Raw genomic sequence first — 23,726 nt, 5'->3', positions numbered from 1 at the left:
GTGGCAAGCGCTTGGTCAACAGCTCCACGCCAGGCGCAGCGCCTGCGTGGTCTCGGCGGGTGGTCGGCCGCCGTAGGTCGCGAGTTCGTGCCGCCGCACCGCGACCACGGCTTCGACCATTTCGGGGGTGAGCAGCTCCGCCGCGACCTCGGAGCGTTCGAGGGCGTCTATCGCGGAGAGTTGGTCGGTGGCCAGCGGCGCTGGGGCAGTGGCAGATTCGGCCGGGTTCTCGGGGACCTCGGCGGGCAGGTCGAGCCCGAGGTCGACACCGCGGAGGGCGCTGCCCAGGAAGGCCGCCGCCGCCAGGTACGGGTTGGCGCTCGGGTCGACGAGTTTCAGCTCGGCGTTGGCACCGTGCGGGTTTCCCGGGGTGGCCGCGATGAACCGCACGGCGGCTTCGCGGTTCTCCAAGCCCCAGCACGCCACGGCGCCTGCCCAGTTGCCCGGCTTCAGCCGCAACGCCGAGAGTGCCGAACCCGCGTAGACCCCGATCAGATCGGGAAGCGCGGCGACGACGCCGGCGATCGCGGCCCCTCCGGCCGGCCGGATGCCGTACGGTCCGTCCCCGCCGGAGAACAGCGGGCCGTCGGTGTCGGCCAACGACAGGTGCAGGTGTGCCCCGTTGCCTGCGGCGCCCTCGAATGGCACGGGGGCGAACGAGATTCGCAGTCCGTGCCGCGCCGCCGCCCGGCCGAGGACGATGCGGGTCAGGATGACCGCGTCGGCGGCGGCGACCGGGGTGGTCGGCGCCAGCGACACCTCGAGCTGGTCGTGGCCGTATTCGGTGTGGATCTGTTCGATGCTCAAGCCCGCACGGTCGGCGGTGGTGGCGAGGTCGACGAGGAACGCCGAATGCTCCAGCGACGTCCTGATTCCGTACGGCGACCACGGCCCAGTCGACGCCGGCCCTCCGTCGGGGGCGATCATCGTGCACTCCAGTTCGGCGCCGACCAGGGCGGTCAACCCGCGATCCGCGGCGGCCCGTTCGGTGCGCGCCAACAGGGAGCGCACGCACAGCGGCGCCGCGTCACCGGCCTGGTCGGTGAGGTTGCCCGGCGCCCATGCGATGCCGTCGTCGACGACCCGGGCGGTCGTCGGGTCGATCCGGATCCGCAGGTCACCGGCGACGCCGATGGTCGGGGTGAATGCGATTCCACTGTCGACGCAGAAGACGCTCCACGAGGGCGACACCCCCATGCCGGAGCGTTGGAAGTCGCCGAGCCTGCGCAGGGGAACGTACTTGGCCCTTGTCACACCGGCCGGATCGGTCACCGAACCTGCCACCAGTTCAACGCCTTTGGCGCGCAGGTCGGCTATGCGGTCGTCGATCGACACTGGCTATATCTCCATCTCGAGTGCTGCCTGTCAGGTGAGTCTGCGAGAAATCTATGTCATGAATGTTTCAGATTCTTTAAATTCGAAGGTTTATGGTTGATTCGTAAGATCAACGATCGGAGGATGTCAGCATGTGTCGACTCTTGGGTGTCGTCTCGCTGACGCCGGTGTCCATCGCCTCCGCGGTCGGGGACGCGGTACTGACGGACTTCCTCGCGCTGACGAAGATCCATGGCGACGGCTGGGGAGTCGCGGGCGTCGACGACATAGGCGACTTCCCCCGCGTCATGGTGTCGGCGGGCAGCGCGCTCGACGATCCCGAGTTCGTCGCGGCCACCCGTGAACTCCGCCCGACCGCGTCGCTCGTCCACCTCCGCTGGGCGACCACCGGACTTGCCGTCGAGCCGCGCAACTCACACCCGTTCCTCGCCGACGGTCTCGCTATGGCCCACAACGGGTCGATCAAACCGATGGACTCGTTGGACGGCCTGCTCGAGCCCGCGATCGCGGCGTCCATGCGCGGCACCACCGACAGCGAGCGGTACTTCGCGTTGATCCGTCAACACCGCGGTGCGACAACCACTCTCGCCGAAGCAGTGCGGCGCGCCGTCGCCCAGCTCCGTGAGAGCCACCCCAACGCCAGCCTCAACGCCCTCATCCTCGGCGAGGACCAGCTGATCGTCGTCCACGCGCACGCCCACAGCATCCTGCCCGCCGAGGACATCGCGGAGATCAGCGCCACCGACCTGCCGTCGGAACACCTCGAGGACTACTTCGCCCTTCGCATGGCCCGCGTTGGCGATGGCGACGACGCCAGGGTGGTGGTCGGCTCGACCGGATTCGGCGACCTGGCGTGGGAACCCCTGCCACCGGAATCCGTCGTCGCCGTCTCGATGCATGATTTGTCGGTGACGACGTATCCGCTGGTTCTGCCCAACTCGACGAGATCGGCGTGACCGACGAGACGGTTGCCGCACGCGCCGGCGCCGCTCTCCCGTCGCTGAGCAAGGCCGAGCGTCGGGTCGGCCGGGCGCTGCTCGCCGACTATCCGAGCGCCGGGCTGGCCAGCGCCGCACGGCTCGCCGAGCGCGCCGAAGTGAGCCCGCCGACCGTGCTCCGGTTCGCGCAAACCCTTGGCTACGAAGGGTTCACCGATCTACAGGTCGCATTGCGCGCCGAGCTGACGGCCCAGTCCAACGGGCCGATCACGCGGCTACCGGCCGCCCCCGCCAGCTCGACGGACGCCGGCCCGCTGGATCGCCTCCTGCACCAGGCCCGCGCGCAGAACGAACGGGCCGAGGAGACTTTGGCACAGATGCCCGGCCCCGCCGTCGAGGCGGCGATCGCGCTGCTGGCCGACACCAGCAGACCGCTGTATCTACACGGTGGACGGTTCTCCCACTTGCTGGCAATGCATCTCGCCGCACACCTGGAACAGTTACGGCCGGGTGTGCGACTGCTGACCGACCCCAGCGGTCGCGATCTTGGCACGATGATCGAGCTGACCCGCCGCGACGTCGTGATGCTGTTCGACTATCACCGCTATCAGCGCAGCGCCGCCGACCTTGCCGCTCGGGTGCATCGGGCCGGCGCCACGGTGCTGCTCGTCACCGACGACCTGGCCTGCCCCGTCGCCCCTGAGGCCGAGGTGGTGTTGACGGCGTCGAGCACGGTGGGCACCACCTACCAGAGCATGGCGGCTGGGTTCCTGCTCACCGAGCTGCTCATCCCGCTGGTGATGGACACGGTCGGCGAGCCGGCCAGGACCAGGATGGCGCTGTGGGAGGAACAGCGCCGTAGCGAACTTCTGGACTGAGCACTAGCGTGCGGTCACCGCGGTGGCCGCATCACGCGGCAACCGGAACGACTCGACCACGGTGAGCGCCATCAACGCGCCGAGCGCCAGGAAGGTCCACGCGTACGCGGTGTGCGGGGTCGCCGCCAGCGGAGTCAACGTGCTGAGCAGCAGTGCCGCAACGGCGATCCCGAGACCGGACGCCAGTTCCTGCACCGCCGCGTTGAGCGTGTTCGCATGTGTCAGGCGGTCGCCGCCGACGTCGGAGAACGCCAGCGTGACGTAGGCGGTGAAGCCGACCGATCGCAGGGCGCCGCTGAGGAACAGGACCACCCCGATGACGGCGATCGGCATCGTCGGGCCCAGGCTCGCGAGCAGCCCGTAGCAGCCCACCGAGAGCACCCCGTTGACGATGAGCACCCGACGAATCCCGAAGTGCCGCATCAGCGGCGTCGTCGCCGGTTTGATCGCGATGTTTCCGGCGAACAGCACCGCGACCAACAGGCCCGAGAGGAACGGCGTCCACCCGAAGACCAGTTGGAACTGCAATGGCAACAGGAACGGCACCGCGGTGATCACCAGGCGGTACAGCGATCCGGCGGTCACCGTGATTCGCAGGGTCGGTACGCGCAGGACCCGCAGCTCGATGAGTGGATGGCGGGTGTGCAGCAGATGCCAGGCCGCGACGGCCAGCAGCACGAGGGCCGTAGCACCGCCAGCGGCGACCAGCAGCCACTCGGTGCCTGCGACCCGGATGCTCTCCAGTGCCATCAGGGCCGCCGCGATCCCCGCGCCGAGGACGAGCAGCCCCTGCCAGTCCAGCGGCCTCGGGGCCGGATCCCGCTCGCCGCGAATGAGCTTGAGCGACAACAGGAAGCCGACGACACCGATCGGGATGTTGACGAAGAAGATCCAACGCCACGAGCCGAGGGTCGCGATCGCACCGCCGAGGACCGGGGCCAGCACCGGCGCCGCCAGCGCAGGCCACGTCAACAGCGCGATCGTGCGGACCAGGTTGGCCTTGCCGCTGACCCGCAGCACCGCCAGGCGGCCGACGGGCACCATCATGGCCCCGCCGACGCCCTGCAGGATGCGCATCCCGACGAGCATCGGGAGGGAGACGCTGAGCGCGCACCCGATCGACGCGAGGGTGAAGATCGCGATGGCGGCGGCGAACACCGGCCGGGCACCGAAGCGGTCGGCGACCCACCCGCTGGCCGGGATGAGCACCGCGAGGGTGACGAGGTAGGCCGAGATCGCGAGGTTGACGTCCACCGGGTCGACCCCGAACGACGACGCGATCAGCGGTATCGCCGGGGTGATGATCGTGGCGTCGACGATCTCCATGAAGAACGCGCCGGCCACCAGCAGAGCCATCCCCCGGGGGAACGGCGCCGACTCTTCTGGTGACTCGGGCGGCGACACGGCTGTCACCGTAGTCAGAACTCACCCGGCGCGCTGGACCACCGCGTCCGGATGGTCGGGCAGGCGCAGGTCGTCGGCGGCCACGCGGACCAGCCGCTTGCCTGCCAGCTTCATCGCACCCCGGCCGACGGGGCCCGCCGCCACTCGCGCCCCGGCGTGCAGCGCCCTGATGCCTCCCTCGGTGCGCGGGTTGGCGCGCCGAATGGTCTTCATGACCGACTGTGGCGCAGTGGTTTCCACGTGAGGGCGCATCAGCTGCTCGTAGCGCAGCAAGGCGGCCCGGTCGTCGTCGCCGCGGGACAGTTCACCGGCGAGAACGTAGGCGCCGATCAACCCCAGGCTGGTGCCGCCCCCGCCGAAGGTCGCGTTGGTGTACGCGGCGTCGCCGAGAAGCGCGACGCGACCGCGCGTCCACTGCGACGAGCTCACCTGACCGAGGGCGTCGAAGTACAGCGGCGCGTCGTCGAGTTCGGCAAGTACGCGCGGTGCGAGGCCGCCGACGTCGGCGAAGGTACGACGCAGGATGGAGACCTGGTCGGCTCGGTCCAGATCTTCCAGCCCGCGCACGTCGGAGATGAACGTCAGTATCGCCCTTGATGTTCCGAGGTTGTCGGGCCGGACGTGTACGGCCAGCGAACCGGGAGCGTGCTGCCAATTCCACCACTGGTCGTCGGTGGCCTGCCTCGGCACGGTGACGTAGGCGAAGTACATGCCGAGGTCGTTGACCTGGGTCGGGGTGACGAATCGGCGCGACGTCGAGCGCAGGCCCTCGGCGATGACGACGACGTCGGCGTCGACGGTCGAACCGTCGTCCAGCGCAACGGTGACGTGGTCGTCGCGGTCGGTGATGTCGGCGATCTGAGTGCCGAAGCGGTACTCGGTGGTCTCACGGGTGTGCTCGATCAGGATCCGGGACAGCTCGCCCCTCAGAATCTCCAATTCGGCTGTGGGACCGTCGGATTTACCGGGCCCGCCCATCGGGAAGGACGCCACCGGAGAGCCGTCGGCGTCGACGAAGCGCATGCCGACCTCGCCGGTGCCGGCGGCCCGCACGTCGGCGTCGATTCCCATGCGGCGCACCACCTCACGGGCGGCGCCGCGGACGTCGACGTTCTGACCTTCACTGCGCGCCTTGGGGAAACGCTCGAGGACGGTGGTGCGCCAACCCCTGGCGGTGAGTTGATGAGCCAGGGCGGGTCCGGCGATACCCGATCCGGAGATGACGGCGTGGCGAGTCACGAGATGGTGTCCAATCTGAGAGGATTTACCTAGAATACCGTAATACACGTTCTATGAAGTATCTGCCCACGGGAGAGCTGCGTGACACCGAAGAGCGATGAGAGACACGAGCGCGACGCGACGGGCCACTGGCTGGCCAACCTGAGCGGGCCGACGATCGCCATGCGCGGCTTTCTGGAAGCCCACGACGAGCTTCAGCGGCGGCAGGCGCGACGGATGGGCCTCAACGCCACCGACATGCAGGCCCTGCGACTGCTCGACGTCCACGGCCCGATGGGACCAACGGAGTTGGGCCGTCGACTGGACATCCGGTCGGCGTCGGTGACGGTGCTGTTGGACCGCCTTGAATCCGACGGGCTGCTCGAACGCGTACGCGACGTCGACGACCGCAGGAGGGTCGCCGTTCGGGTGCTGCCCCACGCGGTCGACCTGCTGTTCGACACGTGGGCGCCGATCGTGCGCGCCCTCGACGACGTCGGACACGCCCTGACCCCCGCCCAACAGAAGGCGGTCTGCTCGTTCTTCGGTCAGCTCGTCGGCGTCATGAACTCCAGCGGTCCGGGGCCAACCGCGTGACGATCTCAACGGTGTCGGGCTTCGGATTGGGGGAGAACTGCTGATCGACGTCGCTGCAGTTGGCAGTCACCGAACCGCAGAGGTTGCAGCGCATCAAGCCAGGACGGCGGTGTTCTTGCCGGCCGCCTTGGCACGGTAGAGCGCCGAATCGGCCGAACCCATCAGGTCGGGGATCGACATCGGCGGTGCAACCGCAACGCCGACGGATACCGAAACTCGTTGAAGGGACGGATGGGCACGAAGAGCAGTGCACAGTCCACGGCGAAGGCGGTGTGCGGCGGTCAGTGCGTCAGCTCCGTCGCCGCAGCAGCTCAGGACGACCATGAATTCGTCACCGCCAAGGCGGCCAACCGTGTCGTCCGCGCTGACGTTGGTCGAGAGATGGCGAGCGGCGAGTTTCAGTAGCTCGTCACCCACCATATGGCCGTGCCGGTCATTCACCGCCTTGAAACCATCGAGATCCAGGATCAGCACTGCTGGCGCAGCAGCGGTACCGGCACGGTATCGGTCGAGGTGCGCTCTCAGATTCCCGATCAGCAGGTTTCGGTTGCCGATCCCCGTCAGCGGATCGTGCATCGCCCGCCAGCGGTCGAGTTCGTGAGCCTCGACGCGTTGCGAGATGTCGTGGATCTGCGAGACCAACATCGAGATGCGACCATCTTCGCCATTGATTGCAGCGACGTGCAGAACCGTCCACACCGTGTGGCCGTCGCGGTGAATGTAGCGCTTGTCGATCTCGTACCAGTCTCGCTCGCCAGCGAGAAGCTCCTGATGGAGCACCGAGTGGGTGTGTCGGTCTTCGGGGTGGGTGACCTCCGCTATCGACATGCCGAACAGCTCGTCGGCGGTGTATCCGAGGATGGCTGTCAGTGCCGGGTTGGTCAGCAGCACCTGGCGGTCGACAGTGACGAACGACAGGCCAACGGGGGTTCGCTCGAAAGCAAGTCGCAGCAGGTGATCTGGAGGCACCGGCGGCCCTGCTGGCATCACGACGCTTCCTTCCGCGCCCACCTGGCAGACGACGTCGTTAGTTTGCCAGGTGCCAGGCCGCATCTCCAACTGTGGACCAGGAGCAATGGGCTCGGGTCGCCGTCCGTACGGCGGCTCCCGCCGCTCGAGGTCACGCCGTGTGTCCCCTGCGATCCGGCGCCAGCCGCGTGACGTCGAGCCCGCGGTCGACGAGGTCGGCGGGAACGGGTTGGCCAAGCACCAGGGCCGCGCCCAGCCGGGCCGTGGCGGGCGCGGTCTGGATGCCGTAGCCGCCCTGCCCCGCAAGCCAAAAGAAGCCCGGCACATCGGCATCCTCACCGACGACGAAGTTGCGGTCCGGCGCGAACGTGCGCAAGCCCGCCCACGACGCACCGATGCTGCCCACCCCGATCGTCGTCGTGGCATTGATCGCCTCGATGGCCCTGGCGATTTCGAGCTCGTCCGGCTTGGCGTCACTCGGCGGGCATGGCGTCTCGTCGGCGGGTGAGCACAAGAATTGCGCCCCTGCGGTCTTGACGTAGAAGGACTGGTCGACGTCGCTGCAGTTGGGCCATTCCCGGCTGGCCTCACCCAACGGCGAGTCGACCATGAAGATGGTGCGCCGTAGCGGCGTCAATCCGACGGGCCGCACGCCGGCCGCGGCGGCCAGCACGTCGGCCCACGCGCCCGCGGCGTCGACCACCACCGGCGCACGATGGGTGCCCCCGTCGGCGGTGGTCGCGGTCCACGTGTCCCCCAGCCGTTGCAACGACACCACGTGGGCGGTCCGGACGATCTCGGCTCCGTTGCGGCGCGCCCCGCGGACGTAGCCCTGGTGCAGGGCCGCCACGTCGAGCGCCATCGCCCGCGGTTCGTAGATTCCGCGCTCGACCACCTCGGGTCGCAGCAACGGGAACAACTCGTGGCACCTGTCGCCGTCGAGCAGTTCGGCATCTGCCACCTGCCGCAGCACCGCGGCGTGCATACGCTCGACCACCGCGGCACGCCCCGTGGTCGCGATCTGCATGGACGGCCGCGGGGTCATGAGCGTCGACTCGAAGAACTCGGGCGGGTCGGCGAAGAACGCCCGACTTCCCGTCGTCAGCGCCCGAATCTGTTCGCCACCATAGGTTTCCAGAAACGTCGCGGCCGACCGGCCGGTGGTGTGATAGGCCAGCGTCGGCTCCATCTCGAGCAGCGTGACCCGCACCGTGCGCGACAATTCGTAGGCGACCGACACCCCGGCGATTCCGCCGCCCACGACGATGACGTCGGCGCGGGTGTCGGTCGAAGTCATGACAGCAGCTTCCCAGACTCCACGTATCCTCGGGTGCCATGAGGCATAGCAGAGTGCACCCGTGAGCGCGGGGTTGTTCGGGCTGCTCGACGACGTCGCCGCGCTGGCCCGGCTCGCGGCCGCCTCGGTCGACGACATCGGTGCCGCGGCGGGTCGCGCTACGGCGAAGGCGGCCGGCGTCGTCATCGACGACACAGCCGTGACGCCTCAGTACGTGCAGGGCATCACTGCGGACCGCGAGCTGCCGATGATCAAGCGGATCGCGCTCGGATCGTTGCGCAACAAGCTGCTCTTCATCCTGCCCGCCGCGCTACTGCTCAGCCAGTTCGTGCCGTGGCTGCTGACGCCGATCCTGATGCTGGGCGCCACCTATTTGTGTTTCGAGGGCGCCGAGAAGGTATGGGGCAGGATCCGGGGCCACGACGCGCACGCCGCGCCAACGGCCGCGGTCGGCGACGACGCCGAGAAGCAGATGACGAGCGGGGCCATCCGCACCGACTTCATCCTGTCGGCCGAGATCATGGTGATTGCCCTCAACGAGGTGGCCGACCAGTCCTTCTGGCCGCGGCTCATCATCCTGATCGTGGTCGCGTTCGTGATCACCGCCGCGGTGTACGGCGTCGTCGCCCTCATCGTGAAGATGGACGACGTCGGCCTGGCCCTCACTCAGCGCGCGTCGGCTTTCGCGCAGAAGGTCGGCCGCGGTCTGGTGGTCGGCATGCCGAAGCTGCTCGCTGCGCTGTCGACGATCGGCACCGTCGCCATGCTGTGGGTCGGCGGCCACATCCTGCTGCTCGGCACCGACACCCTCGGCTGGCACCCGCCGTACGGGTTCGTGCACCACCTCGAGGAGAACGTCCGCCATGCGACCGGTGGCGTTGGCGGGCTGTTGGCCTGGCTGGTGAACACCTTCATCTCCGCGGTCATCGGGCTCGTCGTCGGCGCGATCGTGGTGGCCGTCGTGCACGTGCTGCCGTTCGGCAAGAAGAAGCACTAACTCACTCCGCTCACCCCGCCGAGTGTGGACTTCTGCCACGCACGAGGGCAGATCGGCGCAGCACATCTCCACGTTCGGCGAAGGCACTAGGGCCGCGCGAGCACCATCATCGCGACGTGCAGCGACGTCCGGGACTCGGCGTCGTCGAGGTCGACGCCGAGTAGTCGCTCGACGGCCGCCAGCCGCGCGTACAGCGTCGGCCTGGACAGGTGCAGACGCTTGGCCAGCGCCGCCTTGTTGCCGCCCTCGTCCAGGTAGCCGGCGAGCAGATCGAACATCTCGTCGCCGTGCGTGGCCCGTCGCTCCAGCAGCCCGCGCAGCTCCGTCTCGGCGAACGCCTGCACCCTCGCCTCCGAGCGAATCAGGGCGATCAAACCGCGCAGCCGCACGTCGGCCGCCCGGTAGAACGGTCGGTCGTCCGCCATCGCCAGCGCGACCTCGGCGACGTGGGCGGATTCCTCGAGCCCACCCGCGGCGTCGACGAGCCTGCTCGACTCCGGCCCGACGCCGATGACGCACGCCGAGACGCCGTCGACCTGGACGACGGCGTGGCGCATCGCGGCGGTGACCTCGAGAAGTGCGCGTTCGGGACCGGGGTCGCGCTCGCGATGGTGGATGGCCATCGTCTTCGATTGCGGCGCGAGCAGCAGGTCGATCTGGCCGTCGTCCCTGCTGGCGGCCAGCACGCTGTGCCCGCCGGACCGGATGGCGTGGACCACCGCGTCCAACGTTCGGCTGCGCCGCTGCTGGGTCAACAACTGGTTGGCGTTGGCGGTCTGCGGCACCCGGACGGTCATCGGAACGTAGGTCAGCGCCGGACGCAATCCGAGCGCATGCGCGCGGGCGGTCGCCTCGCCCTCGTCCCTGATCCGGCCCCGCAGCAGGTCGTCGACCAGCCCGCTCTGCGCCCGCAATTCGAGTGACGTCCGGTCCTGCTCGACCATCCGGTGCAACGCCAGCGCCTGGGCCGCTCGCTCCAGCGTCGTCACGGTGCGGTCGTCCGGCTCGCCACCGTCGGCCCGCCCCAGCGGCGCCACCAGCCGGCCCCACTCCTGCCGATACGGACCGACCGGGCGGGTCACCCAGGTGCCGACGGCGACTCGCGACCGGCGCTCCCAGTCGTCGAGCAACTCGGTGAGCGAGAGCCCACGTCGCACGAAGGCCAGCGCCTGGTGGTTGAGGTCTTCCAGCACGATCGGCATGTCGAGCATGTCGGCCGCGGCGGCGACGATCTCGTCGACGGAGGCTCGGCGCATGCTCAGGTTGGTGAACGCCTCGTGCACCCGGCGGGCGTAGTCGACCTCGGCGTACTGCTCGGCAACGATCCGGCGGTGCACCTCCTCGGTGACCTCGACGAACCGGACCGGGTGCCGCAGTGCGACGACGGGCAGGTCGAGATGCGCGCCTGCCGCCACCACCGAGGGCGGCACCTCGTGGACGTGCGTCCCGAGTTCGACGACGAGGGCGACGGCCCCGGCCCGCGCGAGCTGCGGGAGGTAGTCGTCGCGGTGCCGCTCGTCGGTCAGCGCCTGCCCGGTCGTGAGCACGAGCTCGCCACCCTCGAGCAGGTTGGACAGATCGGGCAGGTCGCTGACGTGCACCCAGCGGACCGGCCGGTCCAGCGCCTCCGGACGGTCGGCGCCGCAGACCATGACGGGGTCACCGGCCTGCAGCACCGGCAGCGCCAGTATCTCGCGGACGGTCGGCTGCATCTACACATCGTAAGTTCATTACGCGAATTCGTTACAGATCGTCGGCCATCTCACCCATCGGACGCGGCGAGAATCGAGGCATGACACTCAGCACCCGCGTCAAGACCATCGCCCACTGGGCCGACGGCAAGGGCTTCGCCGGATCCGGCGACCGCACCTCCTCGGTGACCAACCCCGCCACCGGTCAGGTCACCGGCGAGCTCGCCCTTGCCGACGTCGCCGACGCCCGCGTCGTCATCGACGCCGCCGCCGCGGCCTACCCCGCCTGGCGCGACACCTCGCTGGCCAAGCGCACGACCATCCTCTTCGCGTTCCGGGAGCTGCTCAACGCCCGCAAGGGTGAGCTGGCCGAGATCATCACCAGCGAGCACGGCAAGGTCGTCTCCGACGCCCTCGGCGAAGTCAGCCGCGGCCAGGAAGTCGTCGAATTCGCCTGCGGGATCGCGCATCTGCTCAAGGGCGGCATGACGGAGAACGCCTCGACCAACGTCGACGTCGCCTCCATCCGCCAGCCGCTGGGCGTCGTCGGCATCATCAGCCCGTTCAACTTCCCGGCCATGGTGCCGATGTGGTTCTTCCCCATCGCCATCGCCGCGGGCAACACCGTCGTGCTCAAGCCCAGCGAGAAGGACCCGTCGGCCGCCCTCTGGCTGGCCGAACTGTGGGCCGAGGCCGGCCTGCCCGCAGGCGTGTTCAACGTGCTGCAGGGCGACAAGGTCGCAGTCGACGAACTGCTCACCAACCCGTCGGTCAAGGCGATCAGCTTCGTAGGCTCCACGCCGATCGCGCAGTACGTCTACTCCACCGGCACGCTGCACGGCAAGCGGGTCCAGGCCCTCGGTGGCGCCAAGAACCACGCCATCGTGCTGCCCGACGCCGATCTGGACCTGGCCGCCGACGCCATGATCAACGCGGGCTTCGGTTCGGCGGGCGAACGCTGCATGGCCATCAGCGCCTGCGTCGCCGTCGGCCCGATCGCCGACGAACTGGTCGCCAAGATCGCCGACCGTGCGAAGGGCCTCAAGACCGGCGACGGCACCCGGGACTCCGACATGGGGCCACTGGTCACCAAGGCCCACCGCGACAAGGTCGCCTCCTACGTCGACGCCGGCGAGGCCGATGGCGCGACCATCGTGGTCGACGGCCGCGGCATTTCCGTGGACGGCGAGGCTGACGGCTTCTGGCTGGGCCCGACGCTGATCGACAACGTCACCCCCGAGATGAGCGTCTACACCGACGAGATCTTCGGCCCCGTGCTGTCGGTCGTCCGGGTGAGCTCGTACGACGAGGCCCTGAACCTGATCAACGCCAACCCCTACGGCAACGGCACCGCCATCTTCACCAACGACGGCGGCGCGGCCCGGCGGTTCCAGAACGAGGTCGAGGTCGGCATGGTCGGCATCAACGTGCCGATCCCCGTTCCGACCGCCTACTACAGCTTCGGTGGCTGGAAGAGCTCGCTGTTCGGCGACACCCATGCCCACGGGACCGAGGGCGTGCACTTCTTCACCCGTGGCAAGGTCGTCACGACGCGCTGGCTCGACCCGAGCCATGGTGGAATCAATCTCGGCTTCCCGCAGAACGACTGACGAGAGAGACTGACGACATGACGACTTTCGACAGCACATTGCTGCCCAGCGGCCAGGACCTCGCAACCGCCAAGGCCGAGGCCGCCCACGCCTACGAGCTCGACCGCAAGCACGTCTTCCACTCGTGGTCGGCCCAGGCCCAGATCACGCCGATGACGATCGTGGCCTCCGACGGCCAGTACGTCTGGGACGGCGACGGCAACAAGCTGCTCGACTTCTCCGGGCAGCTGGTGTTCACCAACATCGGCCATCAGCACCCGACGGTGGTCAAGGCCATCGCCGAGCAGGCGGCCAAGCTGTGCACCGTGGCGCCGCAGCACGTCAACGCGGCCCGCTCGGAGGCGGCCCGACTGATCGCCGAGCGCACCCCGGGTGACCTCAACCGCGTGTTCTTCACCAACGGCGGCGCCGACGCCGTCGAGCACGCCGTCCGGATGGCGCGGCTGCACACCGGCCGCTATAAGGTGCTGTCGCGCTACCGCTCCTACCACGGCGGCACCGACACCGCGGTCAACCTGACGGGCGACCCGCGCCGCTACCCCAACGACTACGCCAGCAGCGGCGTCGTGCACTTCAACGGCCCGTTCCTCTACCGCTCGTCCTTCTACGCGGAGAACGAGCAGCAGGAGAGCGAACGCGCGCTGGAGTACCTGGAGCGGCTCATCCAGCACGAGGGTGCGTCGACGTTCGCGGCGATCATCCTGGAGTCGGTCCCCGGCACCGCGGGCATCATGGTGCCGCCGCCCGGGTACATGGCGGGCGTCCGCGAAATCTGCAACAAGTACGGCATCGTGATGATCGCCGACGAGGTGATGGCCGGCTTCGGACGAACCGGAAAGTGGTTCGCCATCCAGCATTTCGACGTGGTGCCGGATCTCATCACGTTCGCCAAGGGTGTCACCTCGGGCTACGTGCCGCTGGGCGGCGTGGCGATCAACGACGCGATCTACTCGACGTTCGCCGACCGCGCCTACCCCGGCGGGCTGACCTACTCCGGCCACCCGTTGGCGTGCGCCGCCGCCGTCGCGACGCTGAACGTGATGGAGGACGAGGGCATGGTGGCCAACGCCGCCCGCATCGGCTCCGAGGTGCTTGGCCCCGGCCTTGCCGACCTCGCGTCACGGCACCCGTCGGTCGGCGAGGTGCGTGGGCTCGGCGTGTTTCAGGCGATCGAACTGGTCGCCAACCCGCAGACCCGGGAACCGTTGGCCCCGTACGGCGGGTCAAGCCCCGCGATGAACGCGGTGATCGCGGCGTGCAAGTCCGGTGGCCTGCTGCCGTTCGCCAACTTCAACCGCATCCACGCGGTCCCGGCCTGCAACATCTCCGACGCCGAGGTCGCCGAGGGACTCAAGATCCTCGACGCCGCGCTGACGGTGGCCGACGGCTACGTGAACTGAGGTCGACCGCCGAGACTTCACGTGCTGACGCGGTTTCGCGAATTCCCGTCAGCATGTGAAGTCTCGGCGAGCTCAGCTCAGGGCGGCGACGACCTCGTCGGTCGTGACGACGGTCGCGTAGTTGGGCATGGTGACCTCCAGCGCGGACTGCATCTCGCGCTCCGAATAGCTGGCGGTGGCATCGCCGACGACGGTGACGTCGTAGCCCAGTTCCGCGCCAAACCGCACGGTGGACTCGACGCAGGTGTGCGCGATCAGCCCGACCACGATCAACTGGTGCACGCCGTGTTTCTTCAGCTGCAGGTCCAGGTCGGTGTTCGCGAATCCGCTTGAGCACCAGTGCTCCTGGGCGACGATCTCGCCGTCGACCGGCACCAGTGCGGGGTGGATCTCACCGCCCCACGTGCCGTATTCGAACGTCTTGCGCCCCCATGCCGCCTTCTGAATGGGGGCGACGTACTTCCAGGTTTCGTAGTCGCCGGGCCGGTATCGGTGGTGCATGGCGTAGAAGACGCGAATGCCCGACGCCCGCGCGGCGGTGAGCACCCGTTCCAGGTTGGGCACGCAGTGGTTGGCCTCGGCGATCGCCTTGAGGCGGTCCCAGACCTTGCCGCCCTCGGAGATGAAGTCGTTGTACGGATCGATCATCACCAGTCCGGTGACGTCCCGGTCGAAGTTCATGGCACATCCACGTTCATGAAAGATCAGTGTGCCGGATGCGATCAGTCAACGAGGCCCAGTTTCGCGGCGTAGTCGAGCACGGCCTCGGCGCGGGCGCGGGTGGGGCCGACGCTTCCGTCGTACGGTCCGGTCGGTGCGTCGAGGCGGGCGAGCGTGGCACGCGCCTCGTCGATCTCCAGCGGTGACGGGCTGAGCAGCGCGTTGACCGTCTCGGCGTGCGCGGAGTCCAGGCACAGCCGCCCGGTCATCCCGGCGGCCTTCGTCACCGCGGTGTCCCTGGCCAAGTCGGCGGCCTGGGCCCGCAGCGTCGGTCCGTCGACCGGTGCGGGCAGTCCCGCCGCGCGGCTGGCAATCACCAGCTGGGCGCGTGGGTAGGCCAGCGTCATCGGCTCGGCGGACATGCCGGTGTCGCGACGAAAGTCGCCGACTCCGAAGGCAATTCGCGCACAACCGGGCGCCCTGGCGATGTCGGAGACCGACTCGACGCCGACGGCCGATTCGACCAGCGCGACCACCGGCGTGCCCGCGGGCAACCGGGAGGTCGTCGCGGCGACGTCGTCGGCGGACTCGGTCTTGGCCAGCATGACGCCGAGCAGCCCCGGCGCGCCGGACAAGGCGTTGAGATCGGCGGCCCAGAACGGCGAGGTCGTGCTGTTGATCCGCACCCAGCCCTGACCACCGGCGAACAGCCACTCGGCCACCGACTGACGGCCGGCGGGCTTGCGCGCGTCGGGCAGCCCGTCCTCGACGTCGAGCACGACCACGTCCGCGTTGCCGGCGACCGCGGCGTCGAAGGCGTCGTGGCCGTCGGGGGTGCCCGGCTGCAGCAGCCACGTCCGCGCGAGCGACCAATGTGGCCGTCGGGTGCGCACGGGTGCGTCAGATGAAAGGGTCATCCCTCCATCATCGGCGCCGAAGGCGCGTTCGAGAAGCTTGCGCACATTTAGTTCACGACCGGTTCACGCCGTGGTGGGTCCGCGGGCCACGAACCGCCCATGCCCCCTGCGGTCCTGCACCACGCCGTCGTCGACGACGACCGTCCCCCGGCTCAGCACCCGACGGATGGCGCCGGCCACGCTCCAGCCCTCATAGATGCTGTAGTCCACCAGCGACGGCGACGAGTCCACCGACAGCCGGGTCTCGCCGTTCGGGTCGAAGATGACCACGTCGGCGTCGGCCCCCACCATCAGGCTGCCCTTGGCGGGATACAACCCGAAGAGCTTCGCCGGGTTGGTGGCCGTGATCGCCACCAGCTGCTCGAGGGAGATGCGGCCGGCGGCCACCCCACGGTCGAAGAGCAGCAGCAGCCGGTACTCGACTCCGCCGACGCCGTTGGGGATCTTGAGGAAGTCCTCGATCCCGGCGTCCTTCTGACCCACCATGCAGAACGGGCAGTGGTCGGTGGAGACGACGTCGACGTCGCCGCGCCGGATGCCGTGCCACAGCCGATCCTGGTGATGGGGTGCGCGCAGTGGTGGCGTCATGACGTACTTGGCCACTTCGAAGGAGTCGCCGTCGTAGACCGAGTCGTCGAGTGTCAGGTAGTGCGGGCACGTCTCCGCGTGGATGGGCAGGCCTCGCGCCTTGGCGGCCGCCACCTCGGCGAGGGCCTCCTCACAGCTGATGTGCACGAAATAGGTGGGCGCCTCGACCAGTTCGGCGAGCACGGTGGCTCGATGCACGGCTTCGGCCTCGAGGATGGTCGGTCGTGTCTTGCCGTGCCATTGCGGCGACGTCCGGCCCGCCCTCAGGGCGCGCGAGGTGAGAACGTCGATGGCCGAACCATTTTCGGCGTGCACCATGGTCAGCCCACCGGCCGCGGCCATGCGTTCCATCGCGACCAGCAGGGTGGCGTCGTCGACCATCAACTCGCCCGGGTAGGCCATGAACAGCTTGATGCTGCTGACCCCGGAGTCGACGAGTTCGTCGATGCCGCGGATCCTGTCGGCGCCGAGATCGCGCACCACGACGTGGAATCCGTAGTCGACGACCGCCTGGCCCTCGGCCTGGCGGACCGACCGCTCGAGCGCGGCGGGCAGCGGTTCCCCGAATTCCTGCATGGCAAAGTTGACGATCGTCGTGGTGCCACCCCGCGCCGCGGCGGCGGTGCCGGAGTGCGACGTGTCCGCCGTCGTGGTGGTCAGCGACGGGAAGTCCAGGTGCACGTGGGGGTCGACACCACCGGGCAGCAAAAGGCATCCCGCGGCGTCGATCACGGTGTCCACCGCGATGTCCAAGCCGTGGCCGAGTCCGACGATCACGCCGTCGCGGACGTACAGGTCCGCTGCGAACCGTTCGGTGGCGGTGACGACGGTGCCGCCCGTGATCACGGTCGTGCTCACGGCACGAGTCCGCGCAGCGCCGGCCAGTGCCCAGCGGCTCTCGCACGACGTTCGTAGGCGGCCGCGGCGGCGAGCACGACACCGTCGCCGAGGTGCGGGCCGATCAGCTGAATCGCGACCGGAAGCCCCGACTCCGTCAACCCCGCCGGCACGCTGATGGCCGGCTGGCCGGTGAGGTTGGCGATCGGCGTGAAGCCCTGCCACGCCGTCGGGGCGACGACGACGCCGTCGATCTCGGTCGGACCCTCACAGTCGAGCGGGAAGGCGGGCACCGCGCTCGTCGGGGAGAGGATCAGGTCGAATCGCTGCATCGTCGCCGCCATGTCGTTGACGACGGCCTTGCGCATCATCAGTGCCTGTGTGAAGTCCTCTGCCGTCCAGTCGGTTTCGAGCATCTCGACCAGTCGGGGCGACATTCGCCCGCCGAACTCGGCGACCATCCGGCGCATGCCGACCAGGTCGGTCTCGTTCATGATGAGCGCGGTGAAGTGCGGCGCCGGGTTCGGCCAGGTGGGCACGAACGTCTCGACCTCGGCCCCGAGCTCGGAGGCGAACAGCTCGGCGGCGCGGTCGGCTGCCGCCCTGACCTCCTGGTCGACGGGGAGGTAACCGAAGTCGGGCGTGTAGCCGATGCGCAGCCCTCGCAGATCGGACCGGGCCGTGGCGGTCGGCCAGTCGACGTCGCCGGCGGGGATGGTGTGCCGGTCGCGCGGATCGGGACCGGCAAGTGCCGCCATCACCACCGCGACGTCGTCCACCGTGGTGGCCAGCGGACCGATGTGTTCGATGCTCTCCCAACCGGATACGCCGGGGTGTCGGTGGTCGCGGCAGCCAGGGTAGACGGGTACCCGTCCCATCGACGCCTTGAAGCCAACCAGCCCGCACAGGGCGGCGGGGATGCGGATCGAGCCGCCGCCGTCACTGCCGAGGGCGAACGGCACGATCCCGGCGGCCACTGCCGCCGCAGTGCCTGCGCTGGAACCGCCGGGGGTCCTGCTGAGGTCCCATGGATTCCTGGTCTCCGGGAACAGTGGATTCGCCCCAGTCGCGGAGTAGCCGAACTCGCTGGCGTTGGTCTTGCCGAGGCTGATCGCGCCGGCACCGTCGAGCCGCTCCACCGAGACGTCGTCGGTGTCGGGGACGAAGTCCGCATACGCGACCGAACCCGAGGTGGTCCGAATTCCCTTGGTGCACATCAGGTCCTTGACGGCGTAGGGCACCCCGGCCAGCGGCCCGGCCACCCCGTCGCGCAGTTGACGCTCGACCTCGACGGCGCGCGCCCTGGCGATCTCCGGGGTCGGGGTGCAGAAGGCGTGCAACGACGGGTCCGCCGCGGCGAGCCTGCTCAGCGCGGCGTCGACCAGGTCAACCGGCGACGAGTCGCCCGCGGCGATGGCGTCGAGGAGTTCGACGACGGTCACGCCGCCTCCGTCCCGGCGCTACGCTGCCCCGCGTACTGGCGGACGGCCTCCATCGCCGCGTATGCCGCTGCTGCCGCGACGATTCCGACCAACGCGTCGACCGACCCTGGGACGAGGTAGTGCGAGGCCGTGGCGGCGGCGGCACCGAGAATCCACCCGGCGAACGCCGTTGGACGGTAGGCGAGCAGGCCGGCGTCGACCCTGCGCAGCACCAGTTGGTCGACGATCAGCACCGCCCCGATCGGGGGTACGAAGATGCCGAGCAGGTTCAGCCAGTCGAGGAAGTACGCCCACACTCCGGTGGCCGCGACGACAAGGCCGACGACGCCGAGGCCGATCGCGATGGGCCGCATGCCCGCCCTGGTGATCCCCGACCAGCCGACCGCGCCGTTGTACAGGCAGTGCGAGGCGACCGAACCGAGGTTGATGAAGACGAACACCACGGCGATGGCGGACAGCAGGACGCCGTGACCCGTCAGCAGGTTCAGGAACCCACCACCCTCGTTGGCAGGATCCTTGGATCCGCCGACGGCGACGACCAGACCGCCGACCGCATAGGCGATGAAGTTGGCCACCGGGAACGCCGTGAACGTGGCGGCCACCGCCGAGCGACCGCTGGTTGACCACCGGGTGAAGTCGGCGGTCATCGTGCCGGAGTCGGCGAACCCTGCGATGACGATGCTGACGGCCGCGCCGAAGGACAGTGCGGTCCCCGCACCGTGGTAGGACACGACGTCACCGAACGACGTTCCGGAGTCGCTGCTGCCCAACATGATTGCGACGATCGCCAACACGATGAACAGCGGTGCAGCCACCATCCCGAGCCACGACAGGGCTCGGATACCGACGATGGTGACGGCGGTGTACAGCACTCCGCCGATCACCGCGCCGACGACGGCCGACCACCCGAGGGCGCCCTGCAGGGTCGTACCGGTCAAGCCGATCTGGAAGGAGAACCAGCCGAGGACCACCGTCGCGAGAAACGCCGCGGCGATCACCCTGCCACGGTCACCGAACGTCGCGGCGGCCTGCAGCGAGAAGCTCTTTCCCGTGCGCCCCGCGACGAAGCTCAGGGCGCCGACGTAGGCGAACAGGACGACGTTGCCGATCAGGATGGCGCTGAGCCCCGCGACGGTGCCGAGGTTGTAGACGATCACCCCGCCGAACACGGCGTTGCCGAGGTTCATCGGGAAACCGAACCAGACGGCGGCTATCGAGGTCAGGCTGCGGCGGGCCGCCTGGGGCACGGGTTCGTGTTCGTACTCCTGTGCGAGGTCGAGGTGTGGTTCGTGGGCGGTCGTGGACATGCTTCTCCTGCAACGGTGTTGGGCGTGACGGGTCATCACCCGGCATGGCCGGGTGTGCTTGACGGGCTGTGCGTGACGGGCTGGGGGGACTTACGGGGCGCCGAAGAGGTGGTGCAGCACCCGGGCACGATTCACTTCGATGTGCTCGTACGACAGCTGGCGGGCGCGACCGGCGTCACCGGCGATCAAGGCCTCCAGCATGATTCGGTGTTCGGCCCACAGCACGTCGGGTTCGTCGTTCTGCAGGTTGATCCAGTGCAGGCGTCCCTCGATTGGCTCGAGCATCTGCATCAGAAACTTGTTGCGCGCCATCTCCGGCACCAGGTCGTGGAATTCGACGTTGCAGGCGTACACGGTGTCGCGGTCGCCGGTCTCGACAGCCCGCTCGGCCTTGTGCGCCAACGCCTCCAGGCGCCGGACGTCGTCCTTGGTCGCGCGCTCGGCTGCCTTGCCGAAGGCCGTGGACTCCAGTGCTTCGCGAACGTCGAACAGCTCCTCGACGTCGACGCGGGAGAGCTGACGGACGATGACGCCCCTGGTGGCCAGCATCTCCACGAAGCCCTCGGTGTTCAGCATGCGCAGGGCCTCGCGGACCGGCAGCCGGGACACGTCGAACTCGGTCGCGAGATCGCGTTCGACCAGCCGAGTGCCGGGCGGATAGGTGCCGTCGGAGATGCGATCGCGGATGGCGTCGCGGATGAACTCGCGCAGCGGTCGGCCGTTCTGGCGGCCCGTGCGCGTCATGGGCTTCAGTATCGGGGTCGCCACGTCACACCGTCACCAGGTAGGCCAGCAGCGCCTCGGTGTCGCGGGCCGCCACCTCGACGGCAAGCTGGTCGGCGTCGGTCCAGGCGCGTTCGGCCAGGCTGTGCACCGACAACCACCCCACCATGTCTGCGCCGTGCTGCACCGGTGCCAGCATCTGCGCCCGAACGCCGTACACGTCGACGAGTGCCTGGGGCGGCTTGGGTGCGGTCGCGAAGTCGGGTTGCACCAGCGTTCGGCGGTGCTGCTCGATCCAGCGCACCGTCTCGAGATCGCGCTGCGGCAGCGTGGCGTCGCGGCGGATCGAGCGCGTCGACGGGCCGTGCGATTCGGCCGCACACGTGCCGACCGAGCAGCCGGCCGCGGGCAGGTCGATCCGCAGCGTGGTGCGGTCGCCCCCGGTCTGGTGGCGCAGCCGCTCGGTGAGGGCCTGCATCTTCGCGCGCAGTTGGCCGCTGACGCCGAGCTCCCCAAGCGCAGGGAGCGGGGCGTCGTCGCCGGCCAGACCGGCGGCGTGCCACACGGTCGCGCCGATCGAGTCGAACACCGGCGTGCCGAGCTGCGCCCCGACCCGCGCCGCGGGGGCCACCCCGTCGACGTTCGTGCACATCACGGTGACGGCGTCGGCTCCCTTGGCCGCCGCGGCGATCATCGACGCGACGTCGGCGGGTCCGACCGATGCGAAGTCGTAGTTGGTGGCGAGACCGCGGTACTGCTCGTTGACCACCTCGATGCCGTTGCGGCCCAACTCTTCTACGATGCGCGCGGAGACGTCGGCGGTGTAGGGACTCACCAGTCCGAGGCGACCGACGCCGTAGGCCCGGCAGGCCTCGAGAACCGCGAGCGTCGACGTCGTCGCGGGAACCCCGGCCGCGGCCGACAGCGCGTCGCACAGGGCCCGCTCCCGGCCGACACCGAGCCACGAGCCGGACGTGCCCGCCCAGGCGACGACGTCGACCCTGGCCTCCGCCAGCAGGCGGGCGGCGGCTTCCATGCCTACGACGTCGAATTGGTCGTCGGAGTCAGACCCGAGGGCGATGCGGGTGACCCCGACCCGGGTGACGTGCATCGACGCCCGGTCGGCGAGCAGCGCCCAGGCGGCGGGTTCGAACGCGGTGTTCGACGACGGGCAGATGAAGCCCAGCCGTATCGCGTCGTGCCTCACTCCGACCTCCTCGCTGCGGTCCCGATTTGGGATCCCAAAAGAGATTGATCCGCCGCGAGGTTGATGTCAACGCGGCGGACGCCGACCCCGTAGCACGACTCAGTCGTCATACGCCCAGTTCAGCGCGCTCCGACACTCAATCCGGCGACCGTCGGCCCGGTTTTGGGATCCCAAAATTTACCCAGTCGTAGCACTCGAAACATGACGGCAGCCCTGGCGAAACCGTGTCCTCATCTCGCGATCCAATCCCGATATGTGGGTATGCCCCACCCATGGCAAGTGAGACTGAGTACGACCTGATCGTGATCGGCTCCGGCCCCGGTGGGCAGAAGGCCGCCCTGGCCGCGGCGAAACTGGGCAAGAAGGTGGCCATCGTCGAGCACGGCCACATGGTCGGAGGTGTGTGCGCCAACACCGGCACCATCCCGTCCAAGACGCTGCGCGAGGCGGTGCTGCACCTGACCGGGATGAACCAGCGCGAGCTCTACGGCGCGAGCTACCGCGTCAAGGAACACATCACGCCCGCCGACCTGCACCAGCGGACCTCGCACGTGATCGACCGCGAGGTCGACGTCATCCGCAACCAGCTGATGCGCAACCACGTCGACCTGCACATCGGCAACGGCAGCTTCGTCGATGCCCACACCGTCAAGGTGGAGGGCGCATCGTCGGCCGAACACCGAACGCTGACAGGCGATTTCATCGTCATCGCCACCGGAACCACCCCGCGCCGACCCGATGGAGTCGACTTCGACGAGGAACGGGTGCTCGACTCCGACGAGATCGTCAACCTCGGCTTCATCCCGACGTCGATGGTCGTCGTCGGCGCTGGGGTGATCGGCATCGAGTACGCGTCGATCTTCGCCGCGCTCGGCAGCCACGTCACGGTGGTCGAGAAGCGCGACACCATGCTCGACTTCTGCGACCCCGAGGTGGTCGAGGCCCTGCGCTTCCACCTTCGCGACTCCGCCGTCACGTTCCGGTTCGGCGAGGAGGTCACCGACGTCGACGTCTCACCGAACGGCACGTTGACCACCCTGGCCAGCGGCAAGCAGATCGCCGCGGAGGCGGTCATGTACTCGGCGGGCCGCATCGGGCGCACCGAAGGGCTGAACCTCGACGCGGCCGGGTTGGCCACCGACGACCGCGGGCGCATCGAGGTCGACGACCACTTCCGAACCAAGGTCGACCACATCTACAGCGTCGGCGACGTGATCGGCTTTCCCGCGCTCGCGGCGACGTCGATGGACCAGGGCAGGCTGGCCGCCTATCACGCGTTCGGTGAGCCGGCCAACGACATGACGGCCCTGCAGCCGATCGGCGTCTACACGATTCCGGAGTTGTCGTTCGTCGGCGCCACCGAGGTGGAGCTCACCAAGGATTCGATCCCGTACGAGTTCGGGGTCTCCCGTTACCGCGAGCTCGCGCGCGGCCAAATCGCCGGTGACTCCTACGGCATGCTCAAACTTCTGGTGTCGACGAAGGACCGAAAGCTGCTCGGGGTCCACATCTTTGGAACTGCCGCCACCGAACTGGTGCACATCGGTCAGGCGGTGATGGGCTGCGGCGGCACCGTCGACTACCTCGTCGACGCGATCCTCAACTACCCGACGTTCTCCGAGGCCTACAAGGTCGCCGCGCTCGACGTGATGAACAAGATCAGGGCCGTCCGGAAGTTCAACGAGGGCCACGTCGAGCCGGAAGCTCAGGA

At 68.8% G+C, this 23,726-nt stretch carries 19 protein-coding genes and 1 pseudogene; 7 read left to right on the top strand and 13 right to left on the bottom strand.

The window, feature by feature from the left end:
* Positions 1–15 precede the first annotated feature (15 nt).
* Positions 16–1,335, bottom strand: a complete 1,320-nt coding sequence (locus ASD37_RS24095) for a glutamine synthetase family protein (protein WP_235568533.1) — start codon at positions 1,333–1,335, stop codon at positions 16–18.
* Positions 1,336–1,466: 131 nt separating this feature from the next.
* Here ASD37_RS24095 and ASD37_RS24090 point away from each other — a divergent pair, with 131 nt between their 5' ends.
* Both ASD37_RS24090 and ASD37_RS24085 read left to right on the top strand, forming a co-directional pair.
* Entirely contained in the window at positions 1,467–2,291 is an 825-nt protein-coding gene (locus ASD37_RS24090; protein ID WP_056557673.1) for a class II glutamine amidotransferase, read from the top strand.
* Positions 2,288–3,151, top strand: coding sequence for a MurR/RpiR family transcriptional regulator (locus ASD37_RS24085; RefSeq protein WP_235568532.1), 864 nt, complete (start codon positions 2,288–2,290; stop codon positions 3,149–3,151). Before ASD37_RS24090 ends, ASD37_RS24085 begins: the two co-directional genes overlap by 4 nt.
* A 3-nt stretch (positions 3,152–3,154) precedes the next feature.
* Here ASD37_RS24085 and ASD37_RS24080 read toward each other — a convergent pair whose 3' ends face one another.
* Positions 3,155–4,507 carry an MFS transporter gene (locus ASD37_RS24080; protein WP_056557669.1) on the bottom strand — a complete coding sequence of 451 codons (1,353 nt, stop codon included), beginning with the start codon at positions 4,505–4,507 and terminating at the stop codon, positions 3,155–3,157.
* A 69-nt stretch (positions 4,508–4,576) separates the two neighbouring features.
* Entirely contained in the window at positions 4,577–5,794 is a 1,218-nt protein-coding gene (locus ASD37_RS24075) for an FAD-dependent monooxygenase (protein ID WP_056557667.1), read from the bottom strand.
* An 81-nt stretch (positions 5,795–5,875) separates the two neighbouring features.
* Between ASD37_RS24075 and ASD37_RS24070 the strand changes: the two genes are divergently transcribed.
* Positions 5,876–6,370: a MarR family winged helix-turn-helix transcriptional regulator gene (locus tag ASD37_RS24070; protein WP_056557665.1), complete on the top strand. Its 495-nt coding sequence runs from the start codon at positions 5,876–5,878 to the stop codon at positions 6,368–6,370.
* Between the two features lie 93 nt (positions 6,371–6,463).
* On the opposite strand, the gene ASD37_RS24065 is transcribed toward ASD37_RS24070, so the two are convergent.
* Positions 6,464–7,357 (bottom strand): GGDEF domain-containing protein, encoded by an 894-nt coding sequence (locus ASD37_RS24065; RefSeq protein ID WP_235568550.1) that lies wholly within the window; start codon positions 7,355–7,357, stop codon positions 6,464–6,466.
* Positions 7,358–7,490: 133 nt separating this feature from the next.
* The gene (locus tag ASD37_RS24060) at positions 7,491–8,636 is read right to left on the bottom strand and encodes an FAD-binding oxidoreductase (protein WP_056557661.1); all 1,146 of its coding nucleotides are present in this window, start codon (positions 8,634–8,636) and stop codon (positions 7,491–7,493) included.
* Positions 8,637–8,697: 61 nt separating this feature from the next.
* Here ASD37_RS24060 and ASD37_RS24055 point away from each other — a divergent pair, with 61 nt between their 5' ends.
* Positions 8,698–9,633 carry a DUF808 domain-containing protein gene (locus tag ASD37_RS24055; RefSeq protein WP_056557659.1) on the top strand — a complete coding sequence of 312 codons (936 nt, stop codon included), beginning with the start codon at positions 8,698–8,700 and terminating at the stop codon, positions 9,631–9,633.
* A gap of 86 nt (positions 9,634–9,719) precedes the next feature.
* Here the strand turns inward: ASD37_RS24055 and ASD37_RS24050 are convergent, their stop codons facing one another.
* Complete coding sequence (locus ASD37_RS24050; RefSeq protein WP_056557657.1) at positions 9,720–11,345, bottom strand: PucR family transcriptional regulator; 1,626 nt, start codon at positions 11,343–11,345, stop codon at positions 9,720–9,722.
* An 80-nt stretch (positions 11,346–11,425) separates the two neighbouring features.
* On the opposite strand from ASD37_RS24050, the gene ASD37_RS24045 reads away from it, so the two are divergent.
* A complete protein-coding gene (locus tag ASD37_RS24045; protein WP_056557654.1) occupies positions 11,426–12,934 on the top strand; it encodes a CoA-acylating methylmalonate-semialdehyde dehydrogenase in 1,509 nt (502 codons plus the stop codon).
* 17 nt (positions 12,935–12,951) lie between these two features.
* Complete coding sequence (locus tag ASD37_RS24040; RefSeq protein WP_056557651.1) at positions 12,952–14,334, top strand: aspartate aminotransferase family protein; 1,383 nt, start codon at positions 12,952–12,954, stop codon at positions 14,332–14,334.
* A 72-nt stretch (positions 14,335–14,406) separates the two neighbouring features.
* On the opposite strand, the gene ASD37_RS24035 is transcribed toward ASD37_RS24040, so the two are convergent.
* The 7 genes from ASD37_RS24035 to ASD37_RS31165 all read right to left on the bottom strand — a co-directional run bounded on the left by ASD37_RS24035 (position 14,407) and on the right by ASD37_RS31165 (position 22,015).
* A complete protein-coding gene (locus ASD37_RS24035) occupies positions 14,407–15,015 on the bottom strand; it encodes a cysteine hydrolase family protein (protein ID WP_056557649.1) in 609 nt (202 codons plus the stop codon).
* A 41-nt stretch (positions 15,016–15,056) separates the two neighbouring features.
* Positions 15,057–15,911: a CoA ester lyase gene (locus ASD37_RS24030; protein WP_056557647.1), complete on the bottom strand. Its 855-nt coding sequence runs from the start codon at positions 15,909–15,911 to the stop codon at positions 15,057–15,059.
* A gap of 63 nt (positions 15,912–15,974) precedes the next feature.
* Positions 15,975–17,357 carry a dihydropyrimidinase gene (gene hydA, locus ASD37_RS24025; protein ID WP_056557645.1) on the bottom strand — a complete coding sequence of 461 codons (1,383 nt, stop codon included), beginning with the start codon at positions 17,355–17,357 and terminating at the stop codon, positions 15,975–15,977.
* Positions 17,354–18,778, bottom strand: coding sequence for an amidase (locus ASD37_RS24020; protein ID WP_056557644.1), 1,425 nt, complete (start codon positions 18,776–18,778; stop codon positions 17,354–17,356). The genes hydA and ASD37_RS24020 overlap by 4 nt, the downstream gene beginning before the upstream one ends.
* Complete coding sequence (locus ASD37_RS24015) at positions 18,775–20,085, bottom strand: cytosine permease (protein ID WP_082570389.1); 1,311 nt, start codon at positions 20,083–20,085, stop codon at positions 18,775–18,777. The genes ASD37_RS24020 and ASD37_RS24015 overlap by 4 nt, the downstream gene beginning before the upstream one ends.
* A 90-nt stretch (positions 20,086–20,175) precedes the next feature.
* The gene (locus ASD37_RS24010) at positions 20,176–20,829 is read right to left on the bottom strand and encodes a GntR family transcriptional regulator (RefSeq protein WP_156721070.1); all 654 of its coding nucleotides are present in this window, start codon (positions 20,827–20,829) and stop codon (positions 20,176–20,178) included.
* A 25-nt stretch (positions 20,830–20,854) separates the two neighbouring features.
* Complete coding sequence (locus tag ASD37_RS31165) at positions 20,855–22,015, bottom strand: GAF domain-containing protein (protein ID WP_082570388.1); 1,161 nt, start codon at positions 22,013–22,015, stop codon at positions 20,855–20,857.
* Positions 22,016–22,287: 272 nt separating this feature from the next.
* Here ASD37_RS31165 and sthA point away from each other — a divergent pair.
* Positions 22,288–23,694 (top strand): annotated as a pseudogene (gene sthA, locus ASD37_RS24000) (Si-specific NAD(P)(+) transhydrogenase); the annotation flags it as partial.
* Positions 23,695–23,726 lie beyond the last annotated feature (32 nt).

This window comes from Mycobacterium sp. Root135, from assembly GCF_001426545.1.
GTDB lineage: Bacteria > Actinomycetota > Actinomycetes > Mycobacteriales > Mycobacteriaceae > Mycobacterium.
This window is presented reverse-complemented; position numbering and strand designations above follow the sequence as displayed.